Here is a 24,212-nt window from a genome sequence, read left to right on the forward strand (position 1 = left end):
TTGTCTTTCACCAACAGTCGAATGCTAATTATCGACGCCCGTGTGCGCTATGAAGAAACGACTGGTAATTATCGGCGGTGGCTTTTCAGGATTCTGGAGTGCACTAAGTGCAGTGAGGCAAAGCCGAAAAATCAATAAAAGAGATGAGGTCGAGATAGCGATTATCCATCCGGATGAACCCTTTATCGCTGGACCCCGTCTTTATAAAACTTCCCCACACGGGCTGAGTGTAGAACTGTTGAGATATACTGTTCCGCTCGGTATTACCCTGATAACAGGGAGGGTAGAGAAAATATCACCTGAAACCAATGAAATATCGGTGGTCACCATCGACAGTACATCATCGGTAAGCTATGATTACCTTGTTCTTTCGACCGGCAGTGTTCTTAAAAGATCAGATGTATCGGGTATTGAACATACGTTCAACGTTGAATCGTTTGATGCTGCCCGGAAACTGGAGCAACACCTGGAAAAGCTGGCCAGGGAGCAATTCCGCGGTAAGGGGGCGACAACGCTCGTTGTTGTCGGATCCGGGCAGACCGGGCTCGAAATCTTGTTGACGATCGTGGAAAAGGCAAACAGTATTGCCAAACGCATCGTCGGTTTGCCCCCGCCTTTCAAAGCGATAAATATTGAAAAGCTTCCTGATATCGCCAGCAGCTACTCAGCTGAAGGGCAGGATTACATTCGAAAAGCCATAGAATTTCAGAATATAGAAGTATTCACCGGGACGGAAGTCACCTCTGTGGATCCTGGATCGATCAGGCTAAGCAGCGGTGATGTTATTGCTACGAAAACTGTGATCTGGGCTGCCGGTATGGAAGCCAGTTCCCTCACATCTCAGTTCAGCGGAGAACGTGATAAACTTAACCGGCTGAAAGTAGATGCATATCTGAAATTACCGGAATATAGGAATGTTATTCTCAGCGGAGATGTTGCAACCATAGATACCGGGAACGGTGAAACCTTTCTCATGGCGACTCAATACAGCAATTTTGAGGGCCGCTGGGCAGGCCATAATGCAATCAATGATCTCTTTGATCTTCCACTGAAAGAGTACAGTCAGACTGAACTGATCACCTGCTTTGATCTCGGTGAAAACAATCGTTTGTTGACCGTGGACCGTGATCACAAAGTGGAATTAACAGGAAGAGAGGCTCATGATATTAAAGTGTATCTTAATACGAGACTGATGTACCCGCCCGCAGACGCTGAAGATGCAGTCAAGGCATCTTATCCTGAAAGCCCGAAGCTGGATAAAATAAAAGAAACTTACAAGTGTTCATCGCAAATTAATAATAAACAGCATTTTCAATCAAACAAATTTCTAATGAAAAAAAAAGACTACGCACAACTGTTACTCCGCTTATCGATCGGACTCGGATTTTTATCCGCTGTAATGGACAGGATAGGCTGGCTGGGCGCCCCCGGCGGTCAGAACATCAACTGGGGAAACTGGCAGAACTTTATTGCATATACGCAGATGCTTATGCCATGGTCACCTGCAGATCTGACTAAAATTCTCGGGCTGATCGCAACAATCGGTGAGGCGGTATTTGGGCTGCTCCTTATACTCGGATATAAAACAAAATGGAATGCAATGGGAGCCTGCCTGCTCACCCTGATATTTATCATCTGTATGGTTTTCACAGCAGGTACTAAAGCTGTATTCAATTACTCGGTTCCTTCAGTTTGCGCCGGCGCTTTTCTGCTGTCGGCGTTTAATGAATTTCGTTGGAGCATAGATAATATTTACAGGGAAAGCGACAGTATCCTCAGATAAAAGCTTACTTTTTATTTAATGATTTCAGAAAGTCTGCTTAAAAATATATTTCCCGGCAGACTGATGAGTTTCGGAAAATTTTATGAAAATGAATAAAACGTTTTTATCGAAGAAAAAAGTAGTGATCGTCGGCGGTGGTTTTGCAGGCCTTAATCTGGCAAAAAACCTGATCACAGATAAGCGGTACAGCATAACGCTTGTTGACAGAAATAATTACAACTATTTTCCGCCGCTTCTTTATCAGGTGGCGACCTCTTTTCTTGACCCTTCCAGCATCAGTGCCCCATTCCGCAAACTATTTCGTAACCGTAGTCTTACATTTCGTCTGGCTGAAGTCTTACGTGTCGACCCGGAGGCAAAAAAGCTTTTCCTTAATAATGGTGATTTAACCTATGACATTCTTGTTTTTGCAGCTGGTGGGAGAGTCAATTTCTTCGGTAATGAAAATATCCGCAGGCACTCGATCCCGATGAAGACGATCGATGATGCGCTGCGTATGCGGAATGCAATGGTGCGGACAATGGAAGAAGCCAGCATTGCGACGAACCCTGACGAACGAAAAAAACTACTGACAATCGTGATTGCCGGAGGCGGGCCCACAGGTGTTGAGGTCGCGGGAATGCTCGCTGAGATGAAGAAATATATCCTGCCCAAAGATTATCCGGAACTTAAGAATGAGCAGGTAACTTTATATATCATTGACGGAGGACCCGCTCTGCTTTTACCAATGAGTGAAAAGACCCACCATGAGGCTTACCGGATACTGTCAGAAAGAGGTGTTACTATTAAACTGATATCCAGGGTGAAAGACTATGACGGAGAAAGAATCCTCCTGGATGACGGGACGGTTATAGAAGCAAGAACTATGATCTGGGCCGCAGGTATAACCGCGAATACTTTCGATGGAATACCGGAAACAAGCCTTGGAATCGGAAGACGTATGCTTACCGATGCACTGGGCCGGGTGAAGGGTCTTCCTGATGTTTATGCGATAGGAGATACCGCACTTCATACCGATGATCCAAGATATCCCCATTGCCACCCGCAGGTGGCACAGCCCGCTATTCAAATGGGAAAAGCGTTGGCAATGAATCTCAGGGCGCTTGCCCGTGAGCAGCCGGTTAAGCCTTTTGTATATTTTGACAAAGGAGATATGGCTATCATCGGGCGTACCCGGGCGGTTGTGGATCTTTTCAGGCATAAACTGCATATCCGTGGACTTGCAGGCCTTTTCATATGGTTGTTTATTCATCTGATGTCGCTCGTCAGTTTCAGAAATAAGTTTATAACCCTGTATGACTGGACAACAGCCTATCTGTCTAAAGACAGGGCGCTGAGAATGATCTTCCGTACTGAGAAAACGGAGTGAGAGGGACGACCTCATCCAAACCAGATCCGGTCACTTTAAGCATTCCTGAAAAATAGTTAACTCAACAGATTACTGTGAAGAGGTAGAAAGCAGATCTTTAGGAATACTGCGTTGGGGTCCTTCAAGAAAATGAAACACAGCCAGAATGTATGCGTTTTTAAAAGCGCATGAATTATCCTTTAATGATCATTCGCGTTTTTACCTGTTGAAAAGCAGGTATAATGTTGAATACGTAAGACAGGGAAACGTTTAGATAATCAATCCTGTCAGGTTAGATAATGTTTGGCGTTCAGGAGGTTCAGTGGTGCTGGTAACATTTAATATGACCCAAAACAAGATAGGATATTGCTTTTTTAGATTTCAGGATGTAATATAGCTTTTTTGAAAAGTCTGCAATTGAAAAAGCAGACTTTTTATTTCCCTACTGCTCGCTTAGTTTAAACTGGTTTCCACTAAAAAAGTTCTTATTTTAAGGCCAGTCAAACCAATGCCGGATTACTTCACGACCGTTGAATTTTGTAAATTGAAATTACAGTTTGCCCGTTAAAATTCCTGTGGGCGATTACGATCCCGGTGTGTATCAGTTAACTATCCGTTTTCAGATCCCCCGTCGGTAGCCGGTAGACTGAAGTAAAATTCTGAACCTTGCCCGCATATGCTCCGAACACCTACCTTTCCTCTATGCTGACCAATAATCTCACTGACGACAAAAAGACCATAGCCGTTTCCTTCAGTATTCTCAACACCTGCCGTCCTGATACGGTAAAACCGCTGAAATATTTTTTCCGTTAAGCCTGCTTCAATGCCTGTGCCGAAATCCTTAACCGTCACAGTGACGGCCTCAGGCGTGGTTTTGCAATTGATCAGCACTTTTTTGCTCCCGCATGAATATTTCACAGCGTTGCTCAGATAGTTATTCACCACCTGCTTGATCTTGTGTCTTTCTGCTTTGACCCACGCAGTTTTTACACCCAGTACATCGAAATTGTAACCGGGATACAGCAGTACAGCTTCGCCGATTGTTTCTGTGATCAGCAGAACCATATCAAATCTGTATGGCACCATCCCCGCGTCAGATAACGGGCAGTCGAAGCCTTTTGCAAAATCGTCAGTAATTTTCGTAATGGTGTCTATCTGTTCAGTAGCCCTGTTTATAAAGTATCGCAACTGATCCGTATGTTGATCGGGCAGCCGCTGGGCCATCTGAAGGTAGAGTTTTGCGAGACATAAGGGTGTTTTGATCTCATGCCCAAGCAATTTCATCGTCTCTGTCCGGTCTTGCTCCGCCGGGCCGGTTCCCGGTACTGATTCGCCGGGAGGGACAAGAGACGGGGTCGCGGCCTGGTTAACATTCAAATCCCGGACCGTATGATCAGCTTTAGATTCCTGCATTTCAGTATTTGTTAAATGTTTCGATGTACCGGGGAAAAAGATATAACTCTCCACCGTCACTCAGAAATGTCTTTTTAGTGTTCCTCCGGATCCTTACCGGCACAATGCGTTTTGCAAGTCAGGTGCCATAAATTTAAATAACTGTTTATCAATGTTCTATGGATAAATATCGAGCATATTAGAGACTTTATATCGTTTTTATCCGATAAGGTGGCGTCCAGATGCCACTTTTCGTTCAGCTCCGGGATAATTTATAAGCTGTGTGATGTTCCTGCAAGCCATATTTCTGGAAATTCGGGGACACGCTATTTCGCGTGTTGAACGTCGCTAAAACGCGTAATTCCGAAATATCGGAGTTAGGTAAATCGTGAGTGTTTTTTAAATATTTGATATTCAGGTTTTTGAATCGTTGGCACGTAAGTCGATAACCCCGGTATTGTCATCCAAGTACTCCGGCTATTGTGGAAACTGCAGGAAATGATACCAGGTTTGAAAAAGTGGCAGAAAGTATGACCAGTTCAGTTGAAAGGTAATATATCAGAAAAACGATGAAAATAAATAAACTCTTCATTACAGCTTTGACCGGGATGATCAGCACTTCCGCAGCATTTGCCGTAACGGACGGTAATTCCGGCAATTCCGGACACGAAATCAGCAAGGTCGTTTCGGGACTGGCAATGGGCTCGGGGATCTTTATAATGCTTCTCCTGCTGCTCTGGCTTTACCGCCTGTCTGTTAAACTCAGAGTAGAAGCAAAAGACAGGAAGAGTGATCAGAAACGCTGGAGGCAGCAACAGCTATCGGCACTGAACAGAAAGGATCTGAGTCACGTGTTGACGCACAAGGCTGCTTTACGGAAAAGGACAGGGAATAATGCCGGCATTGTAATGGCGATCATCTTCATGAGTTTGCTGACCGCACCTGTTAAGGCTGAAACTGAACCAGTCCCTGAACTTCTTGTGAAAAGCCCCGGAATGATCATCACTGTCACACTGATCCTTCTGCCGCTCATGATTGCGGTATGGTATACCGGCATTAAAATTTCCCGTCTGATCAGGCGCATACAATTCCGGCGCATCGAAAACGAAACAGCGGATCTGCTCACAACAGCGGATGCGGATCCTGAATTCTACCAACAGCTCCTGGAACGAAAGGCTTCACTTGATTTTAAATTATCTGATGAAGAACTTGGCAGCACCGTATTTCCCGCCGATCAGAAGGGTTTATTACATAATATTGCGGAGGTCGATTCCCCCCGCTTCCTAGCTGCGAAAAGGAAGGCATCGGTTCCCCATGACCTGGATAAAGCCCTTGTGAAGGTGGTCCTCTGGTACCTGGTTTCAGCAACTGCCTGGCTGGTGCTCGGAACATCAGTCGGAGAATATCTCGGAATTAAATTTGTTGCCCCTGATGCAGATCACGTCAGCTGGCTCAGTTTCGGACGCTTGCGTCCCGTGCATACGAATATGGTTTTCTGGGGCTGGTCTTCGCTGGCCATGCTCGGCCTTGGTTATTACGTCGTACCCCGGGTGAGCAATACTGTCGTATTCAGTATCCGTCTGGCGTACTGGTCACTTATCCTTGTTAACAGTGCTGTCCTCGGTGGTTCGCTGACGCTCATGGCTGGTATCAATAACGGCGGCGGCGAATACCGTGAATATATCTGGCCGGTAATGGCTCTTTTCGGAGGGGGGATCTTTGTGACACTTTATAATTATTACCGTACCATCGGCAAACGTACAACCACCGAAATCTATATTTCGAACTGGTACATCGTGGCGGCCATGATGTTTGTAATTGTAATCGTCCTGGTGGGATATATTCCCCAGTGGCAGAACGGACTCGGCGAAACCATAGTGCAGGGTTATTATATGCACCAGGCAGTGGGAATGTGGTTCATGCTTTTCAATCTGGGACTGATCTACTATTTTCTTCCCCAGCAGCTGAATACGCCGATTTATTCCTACAGCCTGGGAATCCTTGCCTTTTGGGCACAAATACTTTTCTACACGCTGATCGGCACACATCACTTTTTATTCAGTTCGATACCCTGGTGGCTGCAGACTGTTGCTATCGTCGGAAGTGTCGGTATGCTGATCCCGGTTTTTGCCGGAACGACCAATTTCCTAATGACTATGAAAGGTAACTTCCACAAGATCAGCCGGAGCTATACGCTGCCTTTTTATCTTGTTGGCATAATCTTCTACTTTACCGGATCCATGCAGGGTACGGCGGAAGCTTTCAGGGAAACCAATCTTGTATGGCATTTTACCGATTTTACCACAGCCCACTCGCATATCACGATGTACGGCATTATTGCATTTATGTTATGGGCTTTTATTTACACGCTGGTTCCGCGTCTAACAGGAAAAGAGCCCGGACAGCATTGGGTCGGGGCTCATTTCTGGCTTGCACTGGTTGGTCTGCTTTTTTATACCGTGCCGTTAATGATCGGCGGTACACTGAAAGGTATGGCCTGGCAATCCGGCAAACCTTTTATAGACAGCGTCGTACTGATGGCCCCATACTGGCTTTGGAGGGCCATTGGAGGCTCTTTAATGTGGCTTTCGCACCTCGTTTTTTGCTGGAATATGTATACAATGACACTCCGCCGTTCAGAGGACGAGATCAGAAAAGAAGTCATGGACGCTCTTGGTGATCACCACATTATTTCAAATCCTGTCTAACAGAAAAAAACATGGACCTCTACTCAAATCATAAAAAACTCTATATGGCCGCACTTGGGTTTTTCCTGGTGCTCACGCTGTTCGTCGCCATTATGCCTGCACTCAGCAACCAGCAGATGACTGCCGTCCTGCCGGGATCGAGACCGCTGAACAATTTAGAAAAGGAAGGTAAAAATATATTTATTGCTGAAGGTTGTGTCGCCTGTCATACGCAACAGGTACGAAACCTTGATATGGACAAAAACTGGGGCAGCCGTCCAAGTATAGCTGCGGACTATGCAGGTATCACAAGAACCGATATATGGCGAAATACGGCAACGCTGATGGGCTCGGAAAGAACAGGACCCGACCTCACAAATGTCGGTAACCGTCAGTCTAGTGAAGACTGGCATTTGTTGCACCTGTACAATCCGCGCCTTGTCGTCAGTGCTTCAGTGATGCCATCGTATGAATGGCTCTTTGAGTTAAAAGAATATGCCTATCCGGAGGATAAGGTGCTGAGTATTCCCGGTGCGGGAAAAGAAGACAGAAAGGTGGTGGCTTCACGTCAGGCTATGGCGCTGGTGGCGTATCTGCAGTCACTTAAACAGCAGAAGCTGCCTGACGGCAGAGCAGTTCCTGTCTTTCTCTATAATGAAGATGCTGTAAAAACTTCTGCAGCGACATCTTCCGCAAAAAGGGAAACTGGTTTGGATGGCGAAGCCCTCTATGCAAGCAACTGCTCGAGCTGTCATCAACCGAACGGACTGGGAATACCGGGAGCGTTTCCGTCGCTTAAAGGAAGTAACATCGTTCTGGATCCCGATCCACTTGTACAGGTCACTGTTATCATGAAAGGCTATGACGGAAGGGCCGGAGAAGGTTATGGTGCAATGCCTGCTGTTGGCACAAACAATAATCTTAAGCCGGAAGAGATCGCCGCGATAATCAATCATGAACGCAGCAGCTGGGGGAATCAATCCAAACAGGTGACCGTCGAAGAAGTAAAGATGATCATCTCTTCTCTAAAATAAAGAAATCTCCGGAATAACGTCCGTTTTTGAAAAAGACAAGTATCATGAATTATGAGAAAATACATTTTTATACTATACACCATTTTAATTCAGGGAACTGCTTTCGCTTGTGAAGCCTGCAAAAAGCAACGTTCCCCGTTTAATGGCATCGCTCACGGCCGGGGACCCGAAAGCGACTGGGATTATCTGATTGTTGCATGTATGATAGCAGTTACGCTGTATGTTCTTTTTGCCACATTGAAATGCCTATTCAGACCCCTGGAGAAAAACAGGGCCCATATCAAGTACACGTTTATAGAACCGGACCCCTATGGAAATTAAAAGCAGTGTTGTTCTTTATATTGACGATGACCCGCAGCCGGTCGGAGAATTCCCATGCCCCGTATCTTTCGAACTTGATACCCGGCGGCTGACAGACGGAGAACATGTTCTGAAGATTATCGGCAAAGACTACCTCGGGAAAGAGGGCATCAGACTGATACCCTTCAATGTTCGGAACGGGCCCGCTATTGCCGTCGAGGGCATACGGAAAGATGAAACGGTGGAAGGGGTTTTACCACTCATGATCAACGCTTATAGCAAGGGTAATCAAAAAGTGTTTTTGCTACACGGCAGTGAGACGCCGCAAAGTATACCCTGGTGGATCGTTGCCGGCATTATCCTGTTTGCCGCATGGACGGTTTATTTTGTGATCACTTCATTTTCCGTCAATCTATAGCTAACAATAAAATCGAAAATGGCCGATATAGAAAATATGGATTCTATCAGATTACTGGTAGATGAGTTTTACAGCAAAGTGAGAGGGGACGTATTGCTCAGTCCGGTATTTGTTGAGTTTATCGAAGACTGGCAGCCGCATCTTCTTAAAATGTATGCATTCTGGAATACGGTGCTTTTTGGCGTACCTGATTATAAAGGAAATCCTTTTGTACATCACGCCAAACTGACGGTCACAACCAGGCATTTTTACCGGTGGCTTGAATTGTTCAGTGAAACGATAGACCTGCATTTTCAGGGTCATAAAGCCGAAGAGGCAAAAAAAAGGGCGGAGATCATGGCAAATATGTTTCAAAGCAGAATGGCGCAGATCACGGATAAAAAAAACAATGGTTCTTTAACTTTTGCGGGAGGTAATCAAAAATGATATCCTCAGATATATGTATCATCGGAGCCGGTCCCGTCGGGCTGTTTGCAGTATTCGAAACCGGATTGCTGAAAATGCGCTGTCATGTTGTTGACGTCTTGCCGCAGGTCGGTGGACAACTTACCGAAATATATCCTGGAAAGCCGATATATGATATTCCAGGCTACCCAAAGATCACGGGAGAGGAACTCGTCGGACAGCTGATGACGCAGATTGCTCCTTTTAAGCCTTCCTTTACACTTGGTGAGCGCGTCGAACAGGTGAGCAGGCAAAGAGACGAAACGTTCCTGCTGACAACGTCTGCAGGAACAGTGATCAGCGCCAGGGTAGTTGTAATAGCCGGCGGTCTGGGCTGTTTTGAACCCAGAAAGCCGGTAATTCCGGACCTGAATTTATATGAGGGAAATGGTGTGGCCTATTCGGTCAGAGACCCTGAAGTATTTCGGGGCCACAAGGTTGTCATAGCCGGTGGCGGAGATTCTGCACTAGACTGGACGCTCGTACTGGCAGGGATCGCTGATAAAGTTACGCTGGTTCACCGGGGAAATACCTTTAGGGGTGCTCCCGATACCGCGTCTAGAGTACAGGAGTTGGCGAATGCAGGGAAACTTGACCTGATCATCAGAGCACATACGACCCACCTGACAGGTAAGGGAAAACTTAACGGTGTCGGTGTCTCCCTTCACGGCGGTGACAGTTTAATTATCCCTGCTGATGATTTCATCCCTCTGTTCGGCCTGACGCCGAGATTAGGACCTATAGCAGAATGGGGGCTTAACATGGATAAAGATGCCATCAACGTGAATACTATTGATTACAGCACAAGCGAAGAGCGCATTTATGCGATAGGGGATATTAATCATTATCCGGGCAAATTAAAACTGATACTTTGCGGCTTCCACGAAGCTGCACTAATGGCACGAAGCGCTTTCCGGTTTGTTTATCCGGATCAGCGGATCAATTTTAAATATACAACTGTCTATGGGATCAATGCGTTCTGAAAGGAAAATTGAATTTAAAGCTTATGACACGGACGGAGACTGGAGAACGGTTGAAATAACTCCTGATGCAAGCCTTTCGCTCCTGGACGTACTTCAATCGAACGGGTTTGATATTCCCGGTGTCTGCGGAGGGCTGGCGCTCTGCGGCACCTGTCTTGTTAAAGTCATCTGCGGATATGAGAAATTGCCGCCACCGGATGATGAGGAGGCCGCAATGTTGGAGATGTTACCTGATACAAACCCGAAGGACAGACTTTCCTGTCAGCTACCGCTTTCATCAATAATGAACGGTATGGTATTCAGGCTGCAGAATTATGAATAGAAAGCAGGTATGACCTAAAAGAAGATCATAGTAATCTTGCACGGAAACGTCGCTGATACGGGTCAGGAGGTTATTTAATTATGAATATGAACATGGTAGAACAAATAAGTACGTTATCGATCTCAAAGCTGCAGAAAGCCTTTGACCAGGCAGCGCCGAGAAAACAGTACCTTTTCGTTGACACCGGCTGCGAGCCGCTGTACACCGATGAACCTTTCAGGACGGAAACTTATTCTGTTGTCTGGCTGCGGCAGGGGATAATGCATCTTCAGGCAGATCTCACGTCCATGGTAATAACAGGGCCGGCTATAATAACCATAGGCCCTAATGTTACACGTTCTTTCCGCCGCTCTGAAGAGCGGCCCGATATGCAACTCTTCTTCTTCACCGCTGATTTCCTTCTGGAAACCCTTGCGAATATATTTTATCTCGACAGGTATAGATTTTTTGAGGACAATGACGGACATGTAGTTCAGCTTCATGAGCATGAGGCTTTCAGAATGGCATCCATATTCAATCTCGTATGTGGCGTTTTCGGCAGAATGCATCCTAACGAGCCACAGCTCATGCGGAGTTACGGATATCTGCTGATTCACGAGATCGATGCTATGCACCGTGCACGAAGCGCCGGGCAGCAGCCTGACGAAGGCAATATGCTTTTCACCCGTTTCAGAAATTTGCTGACAAAAGAGTTCTGGCAGCACCGAACGGTTGGATTTTATGCCAGCAATTTAAATGTAACACCTAAATATCTTTCAGAACTGGTCAAAAAAGAAAGCGGGAAGACTGCCGGGGAGTGGATAGACAAAGCGGTCATGCTCGAAGCGAAGGTGCTTCTCCAGAACAAAAGCTTAAGTATAGCACAGGTAAGCGAGCGTCTTTGTTTCTCAGATCAGTCCGTTTTCGGGAAATTTTTTAAAACTCATCAGGGCATGTCTCCCGCAGAATACAGGAAGTCACTCTCCGGATAAATGAAATATCCGAAATATCGACGAAAAGAACCGAAATACCGCCCTTTTTTAAGAAAGTTTTTAAGCCAATTTTGAACCTAAAAGACGTATCATTTAAGACAATGTTATAATTACGACCATGAAATTTATCAGGGAACAGGAAAGGAAGTTCGTCGATATGGGCAATGTTAAGAATCACCAGATGATCTTCCCGGTCGTTTATCCGGCGGAAGGAGGACATTGGGGACCTGTCGTCCGGTTTGACAATAAAACTCTTGTCCCCGGGGGGCAGGATATCCAAAATTTTGCCGGAAGTCCTTTGCAGGTCGTTCGGGTGATGATCAGCGGAACAGCAACTTATTTTGATACCGCAGGAAACCGCGTAGTCATGCACAGCGGGGACGCCCTGATGGTGAATGCCGGTAAAGGAGCACTGCAGGCCACACTGCATAATACTGATGAAAAACAGGAAGATGATTTACTGGAAATATGGCTGAATATGCCGGTGCCGGAAAGTATGTTTCACTTTCAGCTGGCATCAATTCAGCGTGAAGAAGGCTGGTTGTATCCGCTGGGATTCTCAGAAGGGCTGACCATCCAATTGTGGCGCGGGATTTTCGGGTCAGGATCTTCCTATACCTTGCAGCCTTCTTCCGACATACGTTACGTTGTTATTTTCCTGCTTGAAGGAGGGCTCACGATCAACGGGCGCGCACTCGCCTATCGTGACACTGTGGTTCTGAAAGCGGACGCTCCGCTTGAAATGAACTTTGACATAACGAGTGAGATATTCCTGATGAGGTACAGTTAACTGAAGTTCGGGTTAAAGCCTCACACGGTTCACTCATCAGCGTGCTTTAACTCGCCCAGGATGAAAACATAAATTAAAATCTGACATGATAAGATCAGTTTGGATATGGCCTATCTCATACAGGCTACTATGGATATTGGCCGGGAGTTTATTTTTAAGATTCGACAGGGCTAACGCTCAGCAACCGTCTACACTGACGGTTGGCAGGAAACTTAGCCTGACTGAAGCCATAACGCTTGGTAAAACAGATAATAGCCTCGTAAAAGCAGCTCAGCAGGAAGAAGAGGCAAGTCGCGCGGACCTTGATGATGCAAAAATGAATGCACTGCCTGTGGTGGTCGCATCATCAGGTTACCAACGGTTTACCCGACTCACTTTATTTGAAAGCGGTCTCAGCGGCGCCCACAGCGTTCCCAAGCGTCCCAGCCAGTACGGAGCAGATGCAGGATTAACCGCAAGCTTCAATCTTTATTCAGGAGGAAAGCAACGGGCTTTGACAGCTGAGCAGGGGCACAAAAAAGATCTCGCCGGAATAAACGCGCAGGAACAAAGTGCCGCAACCGCTTTCCAGATCGCTGCCCAATATCTGGATATGGTCCGTTTGAACGACCAGCGGCGTTTTATAATTGAGCAGGTGGTCAGGGCAGAGACACGTCTTAAAAACATTTCGTCCTTGTTCCGGAATCAGAAGGTTACAAGGAGTGATCTGCTTCGGGCTGAACTTAATCTGTCAGCAGTCAAGCTAAATCTTGAGCAGACTGATAACGATATCACTATCAGTAACCAGAAACTGAATGTGCTGATCAATATACCGGATACAGTAAAAATCGAGCCGGCGGATTCTTCAAATGTTGCAGGACCTACGCTGAATGAACTCAACGATCTGCTTTACCAAACTGACGTCAATGCTTTTTCTGTGCGTAAAGCGGAGGAGAACCTACTCATCCTTGAAGACCGGCTTAAGGGGATTCGCAGCAATGGTCTGCCATCGTTATCCCTGTTGTCTGCGTACAGTATAAATTATCCGAACACTATCTTTTATCCGCCGGTCGACCAGGCTTATGCTATAGGATTCGTGGGTGTCCGGGTACAGTATAATATTTCATCGGTTTACCAGAATAAAAACAAGGTTGCCGCAGCCAGGATACGGGTCCGGCAACTTCGGTTGGTGCAACAGAACGTTACCGACAATGTCAGACAGGAAGCAGAGGGCATGCTGATCAAATATCGGGAGGCCCTGAACCGTATTTCTGTCACAGAAAGATCGATCGATCAGGCGATGGTCAATTACCGGATAGTCAATGCAAAGTATCTTAATCAGCTGGCGCTGCTCACAGATCTGCTTGATGCCGACAGCCTTTATCAGGAAACCCGCTACAACCTGGTACAAGCGCGTATCAATGCCAGACTAATCTATTACCGGATGCTTTACACTGCTGGTAAACTATAATTTTTTACGATCTAATTACACCGAAATGACCACATCAACAGCAAAACGCCCTTTAACCATTATACTGACTGGTTTCGCAATTACTATCATAGCGGGAGCAGCTTGTTTCTTTTTTTTATATTTTCTTAAAGGCAGCCGCTATCAGGAAACAAATGATGCGCAGGTTGAATCCTTTATCAATCCTGTCTCAGCCAGGGTCGGTGGCTACATCCGGACTGTGCGGTTCGAGGAACACCAATCGGTGAGAGAAGGTGATACGCTTGTAACACTGGATGACCGCGAATACCTTCAACGGGTATTAGAAGCTGAAGCGACGGTCGACGACGCAAATGCACAGGTAGATGTGCTGAACGCCGGTATTGCGAGTCTCGAAGCTGCCTCTAAAGTAAACAGAGATCAGGTTAACGGGGCAAAGGCCAGGCTCATTTTGCAAAAGGCGGATATCACACGCTACAAAAATCTGGCCCGCGATGAAGCTGTAACAGGTTCGGATCTCGATGCGGTACAATCCCGTTACGATGTCTCCAAAAGTGATTACAGCGCCGCTCTGAATAGCCTGCAGGCCAGTTATGCTAAAATCGCGGAAATGAAGACGCGAAGGGAGCTGCTGGCAGCAGATCTCAAAAGGAAAAATGCGTTGTTGGAACTAGCAAGGATCAATCTTGCTTATACAGTTATTAGAGCACCATACAGTGGCCGTATGGGCAGAAAATCGATCCAGGATGGACAACAGATCCAGCCGGGACAACCACTCGTTTCTATTGTGAATGAGCGTGATAAATGGATAACAGCGAACTTTAAGGAGACCCAGGTCAATGGTATGTACGTCGGCCAGCCTGTGGAGATTCGGGTAGACGCAATCAGTGGCGTTGTTTACAAGGGTAAGATAGAGGCCATAGCAGCCTCAACCGGTGCTAAGTTTTCACTCCTCCCGCCGGATAATGCGACCGGGAACTTTGTGAAAGTGATACAGCGGATCCCCGTAAAGATCAGATTTACAGATAAGGATATCACGCCGGTGAAAGCAGGAATGAATGTTCTCGTCGCCGTTAAAAATAAAGGAATATGAATCCACCGGTCTATCTTAGAAACTGGCTGCACCATTCTCCCTGGATGGTAAGGGCCTTGCTGGTGTTCGTCACACTATCCGCTGTTTTTCAGTTCGGCGCTTTCGCACTGAGTCAGAACTTCGTCATCTCTTACCTCGCCGCACAGCAGGAGGATGTCACGTTTGCACTTCAGATGACCTACGTCGGTATACTGGTGATGCTTCCGGTACAGTTCAGATTTCAGCGCTATTTTGAGCCGCGGAACTATATGATCGTGATCTTGTCATGCGGGATAATTCTGGCCGTTGCCTGTCTGTTCATTCAGGACATCGTTCTTTTCTTTATTATACGTTTTTTACAGGGACTCGTTGTTTGCGGGATAGCATCCTGTATGTTTGTACAGGTTTCTCCATATCTCAGGACCGAGCACCGGCAGGTCATTCCTTCAGTGCTCTTATACGGATCTGTACTTGCTAATACGGTGATCATCGGTATGATCGCTTCAAATGTTTCTCTTACCGCCGACTTTCAGCATTTGTATTATTACATCATATTGTTCCTGATAATTTCCCTCGTTATTATCATGACAGGATTTAAAAGCCGGACAGACAGGCGTCCATACCCGCTCTGGCAGATCGACTGGGTCGGCGCGGTCTTCTTTGCGACAGCAGCTGTCGCTTTCGCCTACACTGTAATTTACGGTTCTAAGTTCTACTGGTTTACTGATCGTCGGATACGTTTGTCGTCTCTGATCACCGTTGTATCGGTGCTGCTTTATGTTTTGAGGGAATATATGATCAAGCGTCCATTGATACAGGTACGGACGCTTCTGAATCCTAAAATATGGCTGGGACTTTTACTGCTAGCGGTCTATTACGGAATGAAAGAAAGTATTAACCTGATATTTGGCTACACCAGCAGTGTGCTGCAGTGGAGTCCGTCGCAGACGATGGAACTCGGGCTGTTCAATCTTGCAGGGATAATTATTTTTATGGTGCTTTCAACCGGTCTTTTATTCCGGAGACCGGACATTTTTCCCTTTTTCCTTGTCGTTGGGTTTGGGCTATTAATGGTTTACCACCTTTGGGTTTATTTTGTAATGACGCCTGACCTTGCTTTCGGAGATCTTATCGTGCCCGTAATCCTCCAGGGGGCTGCCTCAGGTATGATGCTCGTGCCCATCGTCGTATTTATTATCAGGACCGCAACGCCTGCTGCAGGATATACCGGACTGGTGATCGGTGCTTATGCAAGATTTACCGCTTTGTTAAATGCAAGCGCTGGTTTTTACAATCTGCAACTGTATTATAATCAGATTTACAAGGAATCTTTTCTCAGCCGTATAACTGGCACTGATCAGCAGACCGCAGAGCGGATTGACGCTTTTAAACAGTTGTATCTTTCCAAAGGCTATGCGCTGGAACAGGCGACCTCGTTAGCTAATGCCGCCTTAGGCAGGTTAATCGGGACACAGGCACAATTACTTACTATACGGGCGGTATTTATGCAGCTTGCTATCATCGCAGGTTTAATTATGATGGTTGCCGGTATAGTCTGGATCCTTGTTTTTGTTATGAAAAAGGCTAACGTCAGTTCCGGTAAAAATTAACTTAACTATTGTCGGTGAATTCAGGCCGTAGCGGTAATGGATTATTAAATCTCCGCCGCTTGTTACTTAATTATTCAATTTCGCCGATACGATATTTCGCCGTTTAACTTTGGCATAATGACGAAGGAACGCCGTTGTTATACATAGCATTATTTAATGAGCTGATTATTAATATCTTAAGTTTATGGCACGATGTTTTAAAGGTATGGTCTTTAGATTCTAATATTATGATAAACTGTAAATCAAACCGTTATGAACATTTCGTCTAAAAACAACAGGAAGCTGAACAGCTCGATAACACGCCGGGTGATCGAACTGCATTCAAAAGGTTACGATCAGGATTTTATGATGCTGACAAATCGTCTGCTCTGTATTCAGAATAATGAAGATATTGCTGCCAGTGCGGTCCAGATCCGTGTCGTCGATCAGGGGTACGATCATGTTGACCGCTGCTTTAAATATATCCACACAATAGATACATTCAACGGACAGAAGGGTGTACTGATCGCTGACGGGATCTTTACGAATGCCCTCATACACTGATTTTTTCACCCGGCGATGAGCAGAATTGGCGACTTTGGTCCCCCAATGCAAAATAAACTGGTCCATGTTACACGACTGTCCCGGAGATAACTTTGTCTGAAATTTTAATTGAAGACTTATGTTATGTAAAAAAGTACAGTCGGCTGAGGATATTGATAAATGCAAAGATCTTATTCTGGCGTTCAGGCCCCACCTCGACGCGGGAGGTGTATCAGATCAGGTAACAAGAATGATCAGAGACGGAGGATTCGAAATTGTCTATGCAGTTGATGAAAACACCAATAATGCGATGGCATTTGCCGGGTACAGAAAATACGAGATGCTAAGGACCGGAAAGATCATTTATATTGACGACATGTATACCGCACCGGAAAGCCGGAAGAAAGGCTGCGCGGCGGCGCTTCTTGGTTTTATAGAATCTGAAGCAAGAGAGCAGGAGGTACAGAGTATACACCTTGACAGCGGATACGCCCTGCATCCCGCTCACAGGCTTTATCTGAATCAGGGTTATATACTAGCCTGCAACCATTTTGCAAAACCACTTGCATAATGTTTGCGGCCTTGCCGGTCACCGGCAAGGTACATTTCTCCGGGAACTGCTCTCAAAGATGACAATTAAAGAGTTTTATATCTTTAATAAAGCTTTAGATTTGTATTAAAGATATGGGCGTTTTTTCCAGGACTTGCGAGTATGCGATGCGTGCGGTTTTTTTTATCGCTCACCGGACTCCTGACGGATCAAGGGTGGGAATAAAAGATATCTCGGAGGGTATTGATTCACCCGCTCATTTTCTGGCTAAGATACTGCAGGACCTGAGCAGGAGGGGGATAATCAATTCGGCAAAGGGGCCGAACGGTGGTTTCTACATGACCGAGGAAAATCTCTCCCGGCCACTCAGTGATGTGGTGGAGGCTATTGACGGCGTGCAGATCTTTAAAGGCTGCGCGCTTGGCCTGAAACAATGTTCTGTGAAGAACCCATGTCCGCTTCATCATGAATTCAAAGCCATAAGAAATGATCTTACTAAACTCCTTAACGGAACTTCGATAAAATCATTTAATGAAGATTTGCTGAATGGTATGACATCCTTGAAAAAGTAACTATATATTTTGTTGCGTGAACCGGCAGAGTGCCGGCAGGGCGATCTTTCTGGACCCCTGTCTCTGGACCCGCTGGACCACACGAACTGCTTTTTCCGACGTAATTTTGATAAAAAAAATCAATATGAAATCACAAGCAAATGCGTTACCCCAATTGATAGCCAGATTCGCTCTCGGCATCGGCTTTCTGTTACCTGTTGCAGACAGGTTAGGTCTTATGGGGGCGCCGGGTTCAGGTGTTAACTGGGGAGACTGGAAACATTTCACAGCCTATGCGCATGTTATTATGTCTTTTTTACCTGAAAGCATAAGCAATTTTGGGGCTTTGATCGCAACGATCGCCGAGATCATATTCGGTGTTTGCCTGTTACTTGGCTTTAAGTTAAAAGCTAATGCCTTTGGCAGCGCTGTACTGACCCTGCTTTTCGCGTTTAGCATGATCATTTCCGAAGGTCTTCTTGCCCCCTTTAAATACCCGGTATTTGTATTTGCGGGCGCTGCATTGTTACTGACCTCCACCGAAGATCCTAAATGGAGTATAGACAGCGTACTTAATGAGAAATAATTCTTCGCTTCAAAAGATAATAAAGCGGTATCCGCTCCGTGTTCATTGTGAAACCGGTTAATTTTTATGTCAGTGGATCTGGCCGATTTGTTAAGGTAGCGATTTACTGCTGGATGCTCCGCTTTTAATATCAGAATAGCATCAATATACTTTTTTGTCAATTTTATAACAAAACCCAATATGGCTGCAGGTAAAAGAAAATTTGTATCAAATTCCCAGGATTCAGTCCGAATGTTCAAGAGTGATTTTTTTGAAGCTCTGTCTAAAGTTCATTTTACTGTCCCGCTGTATCTTTTTATACCGGTTATTATTTATTGCTTTTACAGATCAGCCCTTATAGATATGGCTTTATGGGAATATCCGGTCGATTTTCTTGCAGGGATGCTGATTTGGACAATTGTTGAATATGTGATGCACAGATACGTTTTTCATTTTGAGCTCCCGGGCACGATCGGCAGAAGGCTGCACTTTATCATACATGGTGTACACCACGATTACCCGAGCGACAGGCTGAGGCTCGTAATGCCTCCTTCGCTGAGCATACCTCTTGCTATCGGTTTTTTTTATCTTTTCAAAGCCTGCATTCCCGACAGGTATTTCTGGTTTTTCTTCGGCACATTTTTGATTGGCTATCTTATCTATGACATTGGTCATTACGCTATGCACCACTTTAACTTTAAAAGCGGCATATTCAAAAAGATCAAACACCATCATATGCGTCATCATTACCAGGAACCGGAAAAAGGTTACGGTGTAAGTTCTCCGCTCTGGGATCATGTCGTAGGATCAGTGTTTACAAATAGAACGGAAAAATAATTTAATTTGAACGCCGGTGTCCCCAAGCGGACTCCTATAATGAAAATAATGCTTCCTTTCAACAACCTTATCGTCACTGACCGTAATTCGCAGGTCGGCATTGCTGCACAGATCAGCGATCAGATCATCAAACTGATCAGGGATGGCGTCGTTGTACCGGGCGCATTACTGCCGGCCACCCGCATACTTGCCGGGCTGATCGGCGTCAACCGTAAAACGGTAAACAAAGCTTATGAAGAACTACTGAACCAGGAATGGATCGAATCGGTTCCGCGCCAGGGATTCCGGGTAAAAATTAATCTTCCGCTGATCAAGCCTCGTTCCTTCCAACCGGTAAACAAGTTTGAGCAGACCGACCGTCAGCAGCCGGCCTATATTGAAAAGGATGAGATACCTAAACTTAGTAAGCGCCGGATACCGGACTATGAACTTTTAGTCACTGACGGACTGCCTGATTACCGGCTTACGCCGCATAATGATATGCAGCGGGAGTATCGCAAGCACCTTGATAATAAAGCGCTTAACAGAGCAACGTATTTCCTCGACCAGGGAGGGCATCCTTCTTTAAAGAATGCGACAGCATCTTTCCTTAACGGTTCAAGGGGATTGAATGTGGCCGAAGAGAATGTGCTGATCACCAGAGGAGGGCAGATGGCAATTTATCTGGCAATAACACTTTTGGTCGCCAGGGGGGACGAAGTGGTGGTCACGGAGCCAAACTACGTTTTCACCGATGAGACCTTTTTGAATGCCGGTGCAGTCATTAACCGGGTAGGAGTAGACGAAGACGGGTTGATCATAGAGGAATTGGAAAAGATCCTTGAGGATAAGCCTGTAAAAATGCTCTACCTTGCTCCGCATCACCATCACCCCACAACTGTTACCATGAATTCGGAGAGGAGGCTGAAGCTTCTTCAGCTGATGTCCAGATATGATTTCTGGGTAATCGAGGATGACTACGATTATGACTATCATCATAGTAACCGCCCGATATTGCCGTTATCTACCAGCTGTCACAGCGGTAAGATCATATACGTCGGTTCCTATAGTAAACTACTAGGCCCGAGTGTGCGCTTAGGATTTATGATCTCAGCACCCAAGGTCATCCAGCGGGCGCTTCACCTGAAGCGCCTTTTCGATCTTAAGGGAGACGTTTTTAACGAATATGTACTTGCTCAAATGATCATGTCCGGGGCGCTGGACCATCATATACAGAACGTCAACAGGTTATACGCTGCACGCTGTGCACTGATGGCACAACTCTTTGACGAAATGCTTGGTAATAAGGTTTCATTCACCATACCTCAGGGAGGACTGGCCTTGTGGGTGAAGTTTCACGAGAAGTATGACCTGAAGCAGCTGATCCGAAAAGCTGCGGAGCAGGGTTTGCATCTGATCGGGAATGCCTGCTTTAACCCGGCATCACCGCATAATAATTCCATCAGGCTGGGTTTTGCTTCACTTGTCGAGGAAGAAATCATTAGGGTCACCAAAATCCTTCAGCAACTTTTATCTTAATAAAGCTGTTTTTTTATATCCCTGAAATACAGGATATTAAATTTATTACGCAAATTAAAACTTCATACTTTGTCGCCGGCTGTTGCCCAGGTAGCGTTCCGGGTGTGTAACGCCAAGAGGCGGTCGTGGTGGTCCCCGTTATGTATCATCGCTGGCCCATTAGGTGGTCCACGGGGCAGGGTAAATTTGTAACGACAATGGCAATGAAGCCTTGCCTAAATATTACCAAATGAAAAAGATAACGTTGCTGACTTTTATTACAGCATTATTATTTACAGGTATCGCCTGCGCTCAGCATAACGCTCATGAAGATGTAACAGCAACACCGCCCAAGGTGATCTTCTCAAAATTGCTGAATACCCCATCATTGAAGAATCAGGAATTTAAGATGGTTGTTGTGACCTTCGCTCCGGGCGAAACTTCCTCAGGACACCGTCATCCGATCCCGACTTTCGGTTATGTACTGGAAGGTGAACTCGAATCGACCTTTGAAGGAAAAGTTTACCGTTACAAAGCCGGTGATACATTTTATGAAGAGCCGGATGGCCTGCATAACGGCACCCGTAATGTCAGCGCCGATAAACCCGCCAGATTGCTGGCCATATTTATAGGTGATGCAGGCACACCGTTCCTTGTTCCTGAAAAGCATGGTAAATAATTAATTATCAGAATATTATACATCTAAAAGCTCAATTATAAATTTATGAAAATCTTAATTATCGGAGCAACCGGCCTGATCGGATCGAAAGTCGCTCAAAAACTGCAATCTCTCGGCCACAGCGTTGTCGCCGGTTCTTCATCAATAGGAATTAATGCACTGACAGGCGACGGTCTGGAAGAGGCTTTAAAAGAAACGGACGTGCTGATTGACCTGATCAATTCTCCTTCATTTGAAGAAGGTCCTGCTGTCGACTTTTTTACCAGAACCGGTAACAACCTGGTTGCTGCAGCGAAAGCGGCAGACGTTAAACACTATGTCATTTTATCGATCGTAGGAACCGATGTCATGCAAAATATAGGTTATATGAAGGCTAAAAAAATACAGGAAGACCTTGTCAAAGAGTCAGGTATCCCGTACACGATCATCAGAAGCACACAGTTCCATGAATTCGTACCAGTGATCGCCGATATCGCAACACAGGAAAACCGTGTCCATGTTTCGACACTGGATTTCCAGCCGATAGCAGCTGAAGATGTTGCCGGTTTCGTAACCGCTTTATCGTTAGAACCGCCGTTAAACGATGTGGTCGATATAGCCGGTCCGGAACGCGAGGATATGAGCACATTTACGGAAAATTATCTTTCAGCCAGGAAGGATCAGCGTATGGTCGTACCAAACGACAACCGCGAATATATCGGTATTGCCGTTCCTCAGTCAGCCCTTGTCCCGGCCGGCGTTGCAAAACTAGGGAACACGACATTCGCACAGTGGATAGGTAATCAGACATTGTGAAATTGATTTTCTCATGAAAAGAAGGGGGCGGGATGATTTCCTGCCCTTTTTGATGCTACATGCAATGTTACTGATTCACACATCAGTCCTTATGAATATTCATTCCGGTGATCGTGTTAATGTTTGGTCTGTCTCGTAAGCTCGCCTCAACGAAAGTTCAGGGCCTCATTTAGTTAAAGTGATTATTAAAAATAAGTATATTTATTAATCAAATATCTATGTTTTATATATGAAGCGTTTTTTTGGAAAATATGAAAGCTTCGCAGAGATACTGCGAAGCTTTGGTACATAATGATCTGAGACCACCGGTTAATTCAACTGTATCGTCTGGGGTCCGAATTCTTCAAAGAATATGAATGACCTGTCGACCCCTGCTGCGATAAGATCGTTATAATTTTTCGTTATGAACGATGCTGGTCCGCAGATATAATACTCGCTGTTCGGCGCAAAATTCGCTGTATCAACGCGCTGAAGATCGACCCAGCCGTTGCGAACAAATTCAGGGTCTGCATCCGTGTCCACTGCATCATAGAAAATATGTCCTTCGAAATTTGCCTCTGTTTTCCATTTTGCTAAAGCGTCATGAAAGGCATGAACCCGCCTGTTCCGGCAGCCATGTATCCAAGCCTTCGGACGATCGCTACCGGATGCGATCAGTTCTTCCATCATGCTGACCAGCGGGGTCTGACCTACGCCGCCACTGATGAACACAACCGGATTTTCTGAAGCAGCAAGAACAAAGTTTCCGGCAGGAGCAGAAACGTCGATAATGTCGCCGGTATTTATGAAATCATGCAGTCTGTTACTGACCATACCATTTAGGTTTAGCTCGGCCCCAAATTCCCTCTTGACAGAAATCCTGTAGTAATCCCCGTTCGGTGCACAGGAAATACTGTACTGCCGAGGCTGGAACAGATTCAGCTGCGGTATAAATATCCTGACACTGATAAATTGCCCGGGTCTGAAATCAGCGATTTTACCGCCGTCAACAGGATACAAATAAAATGAAGTGATCTCATCGGACTCTGCTGTTTTTCGTTTGACTGCAAACGGACGCCAGCCGGTCCAGCCACCCTCGGTATCTGCAAGTTTCTGGTAGATCTGTCCTTCGTGATTGGCCATGAGTTCGGCAAGCTGTCCGTATGCCACGGTCCAGGCTGCTATGAGTTCTTCCGATGCAAGATCACCCAAGACCTCCTGAATAGAGGCGATCAGGTGTTTTCCGACAATGCGGTAGTGTTCAGGTCGGATACTCAGACTGGTATGCTTCTGACCGATGGCATCCAGTACGGGAAGCAATACCGAGGGATTTTCTATGTGTTCAGCGTAGGCAAGCACGGCCATAGCAAGTGCCGTCTGCTGTTTTGCATTTTGCTGGTTACCCATATTGAAAACGTTTCTTAATTCCGGATGGTGGGTAAACATCCTGCTGTAAAAGTATTTAGTCAGTGTAACGCCATGTTCTTTTAGAATTGGTACGGTGCCCCTCACAAGGTCTTTTTGCGCATCTGTTATCATAATTTAAAAAGTTGTTTGTAAATCAATTTGATAAAGCAAAAATATATAATAAAAGATAAAAAGGTATTTTATTATTCTATTTGTTTTAACTGTGGCAATTTCGTGACATTATTATATT

Annotated in this window: 23 protein-coding genes; 20 read left to right on the forward strand and 3 right to left on the reverse strand. The window is 45.7% G+C overall.

Going from position 1 to position 24,212, the window contains the following annotated elements:
- Positions 1-49 precede the first annotated feature (49 nt).
- On the forward strand, positions 50-1,783 hold the full coding sequence (locus tag FPZ43_RS18360) for an FAD-dependent oxidoreductase (protein ID WP_146383390.1): 1,734 nt from the start codon (positions 50-52) through the stop codon (positions 1,781-1,783).
- 82 nt (positions 1,784-1,865) lie between these two features.
- Positions 1,866-3,152 carry an NAD(P)/FAD-dependent oxidoreductase gene (locus tag FPZ43_RS18365; protein ID WP_222431007.1) on the forward strand — a complete coding sequence of 429 codons (1,287 nt, stop codon included), beginning with the start codon at positions 1,866-1,868 and terminating at the stop codon, positions 3,150-3,152.
- A gap of 588 nt (positions 3,153-3,740) precedes the next feature.
- Here FPZ43_RS18365 and FPZ43_RS18370 read toward each other — a convergent pair.
- Positions 3,741-4,544 (reverse strand): sensor histidine kinase, encoded by an 804-nt coding sequence (locus FPZ43_RS18370; protein WP_146383391.1) that lies wholly within the window; start codon positions 4,542-4,544, stop codon positions 3,741-3,743.
- 548 nt (positions 4,545-5,092) lie between these two features.
- Here FPZ43_RS18370 and FPZ43_RS18375 point away from each other — a divergent pair.
- The 11 genes from FPZ43_RS18375 (at position 5,093) to FPZ43_RS18425 (ending at position 16,580) form a co-directional block, all read left to right on the forward strand.
- Positions 5,093-7,231, forward strand: coding sequence for a cbb3-type cytochrome c oxidase subunit I (locus tag FPZ43_RS18375; protein WP_261381142.1), 2,139 nt, complete (start codon positions 5,093-5,095; stop codon positions 7,229-7,231).
- Between the two features lie 11 nt (positions 7,232-7,242).
- On the forward strand, positions 7,243-8,244 hold the full coding sequence (locus FPZ43_RS18380) for a cytochrome c (RefSeq protein ID WP_146383392.1): 1,002 nt from the start codon (positions 7,243-7,245) through the stop codon (positions 8,242-8,244).
- 310 nt (positions 8,245-8,554) lie between these two features.
- Positions 8,555-8,962: a cytochrome C gene (locus FPZ43_RS18385; protein WP_146383393.1), complete on the forward strand. Its 408-nt coding sequence runs from the start codon at positions 8,555-8,557 to the stop codon at positions 8,960-8,962.
- An 18-nt stretch (positions 8,963-8,980) separates the two neighbouring features.
- Positions 8,981-9,388, forward strand: a complete 408-nt coding sequence (locus tag FPZ43_RS18390; RefSeq protein ID WP_146383394.1) for a group III truncated hemoglobin — start codon at positions 8,981-8,983, stop codon at positions 9,386-9,388.
- Complete coding sequence (locus FPZ43_RS18395; RefSeq protein WP_146383395.1) at positions 9,385-10,389, forward strand: NAD(P)/FAD-dependent oxidoreductase; 1,005 nt, start codon at positions 9,385-9,387, stop codon at positions 10,387-10,389. The genes FPZ43_RS18390 and FPZ43_RS18395 overlap by 4 nt, the downstream gene beginning before the upstream one ends.
- Positions 10,379-10,711: a 2Fe-2S iron-sulfur cluster-binding protein gene (locus FPZ43_RS18400; protein ID WP_186461897.1), complete on the forward strand. Its 333-nt coding sequence runs from the start codon at positions 10,379-10,381 to the stop codon at positions 10,709-10,711. Before FPZ43_RS18395 ends, FPZ43_RS18400 begins: the two co-directional genes overlap by 11 nt.
- Positions 10,712-10,797: 86 nt before the next feature.
- On the forward strand, positions 10,798-11,682 hold the full coding sequence (locus FPZ43_RS18405) for a helix-turn-helix domain-containing protein (RefSeq protein ID WP_186461898.1): 885 nt from the start codon (positions 10,798-10,800) through the stop codon (positions 11,680-11,682).
- Between the two features lie 118 nt (positions 11,683-11,800).
- On the forward strand, positions 11,801-12,472 hold the full coding sequence (locus FPZ43_RS18410; RefSeq protein WP_146383398.1) for a pirin family protein: 672 nt from the start codon (positions 11,801-11,803) through the stop codon (positions 12,470-12,472).
- Positions 12,473-12,557: 85 nt separating this feature from the next.
- On the forward strand, positions 12,558-13,922 hold the full coding sequence (locus FPZ43_RS18415; RefSeq protein ID WP_146383399.1) for a TolC family protein: 1,365 nt from the start codon (positions 12,558-12,560) through the stop codon (positions 13,920-13,922).
- Positions 13,923-13,947: 25 nt separating this feature from the next.
- Positions 13,948-14,991, forward strand: a complete 1,044-nt coding sequence (locus FPZ43_RS18420; RefSeq protein ID WP_146383400.1) for an HlyD family secretion protein — start codon at positions 13,948-13,950, stop codon at positions 14,989-14,991.
- Positions 14,988-16,580, forward strand: coding sequence for an MFS transporter (locus tag FPZ43_RS18425; RefSeq protein WP_146383401.1), 1,593 nt, complete (start codon positions 14,988-14,990; stop codon positions 16,578-16,580). Before FPZ43_RS18420 ends, FPZ43_RS18425 begins: the two co-directional genes overlap by 4 nt.
- Positions 16,581-16,901: 321 nt before the next feature.
- Here FPZ43_RS18425 and FPZ43_RS18430 read toward each other — a convergent pair whose 3' ends face one another.
- Entirely contained in the window at positions 16,902-17,189 is a 288-nt protein-coding gene (locus FPZ43_RS18430) for a hypothetical protein (RefSeq protein WP_146383402.1), read from the reverse strand.
- Between the two features lie 52 nt (positions 17,190-17,241).
- Here FPZ43_RS18430 and FPZ43_RS18435 point away from each other — a divergent pair, with 52 nt between their 5' ends.
- From FPZ43_RS18435 to FPZ43_RS18465, 7 genes are all read left to right on the forward strand, one after another.
- Positions 17,242-17,673, forward strand: a complete 432-nt coding sequence (locus FPZ43_RS18435; RefSeq protein ID WP_146383403.1) for a GNAT family N-acetyltransferase — start codon at positions 17,242-17,244, stop codon at positions 17,671-17,673.
- 113 nt (positions 17,674-17,786) lie between these two features.
- Entirely contained in the window at positions 17,787-18,224 is a 438-nt protein-coding gene (locus FPZ43_RS18440) for an RrF2 family transcriptional regulator (RefSeq protein ID WP_146383404.1), read from the forward strand.
- Positions 18,225-18,348: 124 nt separating this feature from the next.
- Complete coding sequence (locus FPZ43_RS18445) at positions 18,349-18,789, forward strand: DoxX family protein (protein ID WP_146383405.1); 441 nt, start codon at positions 18,349-18,351, stop codon at positions 18,787-18,789.
- Positions 18,790-18,969: 180 nt separating this feature from the next.
- The gene (locus tag FPZ43_RS18450) at positions 18,970-19,605 is read left to right on the forward strand and encodes a sterol desaturase family protein (protein WP_261381143.1); all 636 of its coding nucleotides are present in this window, start codon (positions 18,970-18,972) and stop codon (positions 19,603-19,605) included.
- Positions 19,606-19,644: 39 nt separating this feature from the next.
- Entirely contained in the window at positions 19,645-21,123 is a 1,479-nt protein-coding gene (locus FPZ43_RS18455; RefSeq protein ID WP_146383406.1) for an aminotransferase-like domain-containing protein, read from the forward strand.
- A gap of 229 nt (positions 21,124-21,352) precedes the next feature.
- Positions 21,353-21,781 (forward strand): cupin domain-containing protein, encoded by a 429-nt coding sequence (locus tag FPZ43_RS18460; RefSeq protein WP_146383407.1) that lies wholly within the window; start codon positions 21,353-21,355, stop codon positions 21,779-21,781.
- Positions 21,782-21,826: 45 nt separating this feature from the next.
- The gene (locus FPZ43_RS18465; RefSeq protein WP_146383408.1) at positions 21,827-22,576 is read left to right on the forward strand and encodes an SDR family oxidoreductase; all 750 of its coding nucleotides are present in this window, start codon (positions 21,827-21,829) and stop codon (positions 22,574-22,576) included.
- A 309-nt stretch (positions 22,577-22,885) separates the two neighbouring features.
- Here FPZ43_RS18465 and hmpA read toward each other — a convergent pair whose 3' ends face one another.
- Positions 22,886-24,094 carry an NO-inducible flavohemoprotein gene (hmpA, locus tag FPZ43_RS18470; RefSeq protein ID WP_261381144.1) on the reverse strand — a complete coding sequence of 403 codons (1,209 nt, stop codon included), beginning with the start codon at positions 24,092-24,094 and terminating at the stop codon, positions 22,886-22,888.
- Positions 24,095-24,212 lie beyond the last annotated feature (118 nt).

This window comes from Mucilaginibacter pallidiroseus (genome assembly GCF_007846085.1).
Taxonomy (GTDB): Bacteria; Bacteroidota; Bacteroidia; order Sphingobacteriales; family Sphingobacteriaceae; genus Mucilaginibacter; species Mucilaginibacter pallidiroseus.

What these genes read in the sequence shown, in the direction of transcription:
- FPZ43_RS18360 (WP_146383390.1), top strand. Translation starts at nt 50, where the DNA reads ATGAAGAAACGACTGGTAATTATCGGCGGTGGCTTTTCAGGATTCTGG.
- FPZ43_RS18365 (WP_222431007.1), top strand. Translation starts at nt 1,866, where the DNA reads ATGAAAATGAATAAAACGTTTTTATCGAAGAAAAAAGTAGTGATCGTC.
- FPZ43_RS18370 (WP_146383391.1), bottom strand. Translation starts at nt 4,544, where the DNA reads ATGCAGGAATCTAAAGCTGATCATACGGTCCGGGATTTGAATGTTAAC.
- FPZ43_RS18375 (WP_261381142.1), top strand. Translation starts at nt 5,093, where the DNA reads ATGAAAATAAATAAACTCTTCATTACAGCTTTGACCGGGATGATCAGC.
- FPZ43_RS18380 (WP_146383392.1), top strand. Translation starts at nt 7,243, where the DNA reads ATGGACCTCTACTCAAATCATAAAAAACTCTATATGGCCGCACTTGGG.
- FPZ43_RS18385 (WP_146383393.1), top strand. Translation starts at nt 8,555, where the DNA reads ATGGAAATTAAAAGCAGTGTTGTTCTTTATATTGACGATGACCCGCAG.
- FPZ43_RS18390 (WP_146383394.1), top strand. Translation starts at nt 8,981, where the DNA reads ATGGCCGATATAGAAAATATGGATTCTATCAGATTACTGGTAGATGAG.
- FPZ43_RS18395 (WP_146383395.1), top strand. Translation starts at nt 9,385, where the DNA reads ATGATATCCTCAGATATATGTATCATCGGAGCCGGTCCCGTCGGGCTG.
- FPZ43_RS18400 (WP_186461897.1), top strand. Translation starts at nt 10,379, where the DNA reads ATGCGTTCTGAAAGGAAAATTGAATTTAAAGCTTATGACACGGACGGA.
- FPZ43_RS18405 (WP_186461898.1), top strand. Translation starts at nt 10,798, where the DNA reads ATGAACATGGTAGAACAAATAAGTACGTTATCGATCTCAAAGCTGCAG.
- FPZ43_RS18410 (WP_146383398.1), top strand. Translation starts at nt 11,801, where the DNA reads ATGAAATTTATCAGGGAACAGGAAAGGAAGTTCGTCGATATGGGCAAT.
- FPZ43_RS18415 (WP_146383399.1), top strand. Translation starts at nt 12,558, where the DNA reads ATGATAAGATCAGTTTGGATATGGCCTATCTCATACAGGCTACTATGG.
- FPZ43_RS18420 (WP_146383400.1), top strand. Translation starts at nt 13,948, where the DNA reads ATGACCACATCAACAGCAAAACGCCCTTTAACCATTATACTGACTGGT.
- FPZ43_RS18425 (WP_146383401.1), top strand. Translation starts at nt 14,988, where the DNA reads ATGAATCCACCGGTCTATCTTAGAAACTGGCTGCACCATTCTCCCTGG.
- FPZ43_RS18430 (WP_146383402.1), bottom strand. Translation starts at nt 17,189, where the DNA reads ATGGACCAGTTTATTTTGCATTGGGGGACCAAAGTCGCCAATTCTGCT.
- FPZ43_RS18435 (WP_146383403.1), top strand. Translation starts at nt 17,242, where the DNA reads ATGTTATGTAAAAAAGTACAGTCGGCTGAGGATATTGATAAATGCAAA.
- FPZ43_RS18440 (WP_146383404.1), top strand. Translation starts at nt 17,787, where the DNA reads ATGGGCGTTTTTTCCAGGACTTGCGAGTATGCGATGCGTGCGGTTTTT.
- FPZ43_RS18445 (WP_146383405.1), top strand. Translation starts at nt 18,349, where the DNA reads ATGAAATCACAAGCAAATGCGTTACCCCAATTGATAGCCAGATTCGCT.
- FPZ43_RS18450 (WP_261381143.1), top strand. Translation starts at nt 18,970, where the DNA reads ATGGCTGCAGGTAAAAGAAAATTTGTATCAAATTCCCAGGATTCAGTC.
- FPZ43_RS18455 (WP_146383406.1), top strand. Translation starts at nt 19,645, where the DNA reads ATGAAAATAATGCTTCCTTTCAACAACCTTATCGTCACTGACCGTAAT.
- FPZ43_RS18460 (WP_146383407.1), top strand. Translation starts at nt 21,353, where the DNA reads ATGAAAAAGATAACGTTGCTGACTTTTATTACAGCATTATTATTTACA.
- FPZ43_RS18465 (WP_146383408.1), top strand. Translation starts at nt 21,827, where the DNA reads ATGAAAATCTTAATTATCGGAGCAACCGGCCTGATCGGATCGAAAGTC.
- hmpA (WP_261381144.1), bottom strand. Translation starts at nt 24,094, where the DNA reads ATGATAACAGATGCGCAAAAAGACCTTGTGAGGGGCACCGTACCAATT.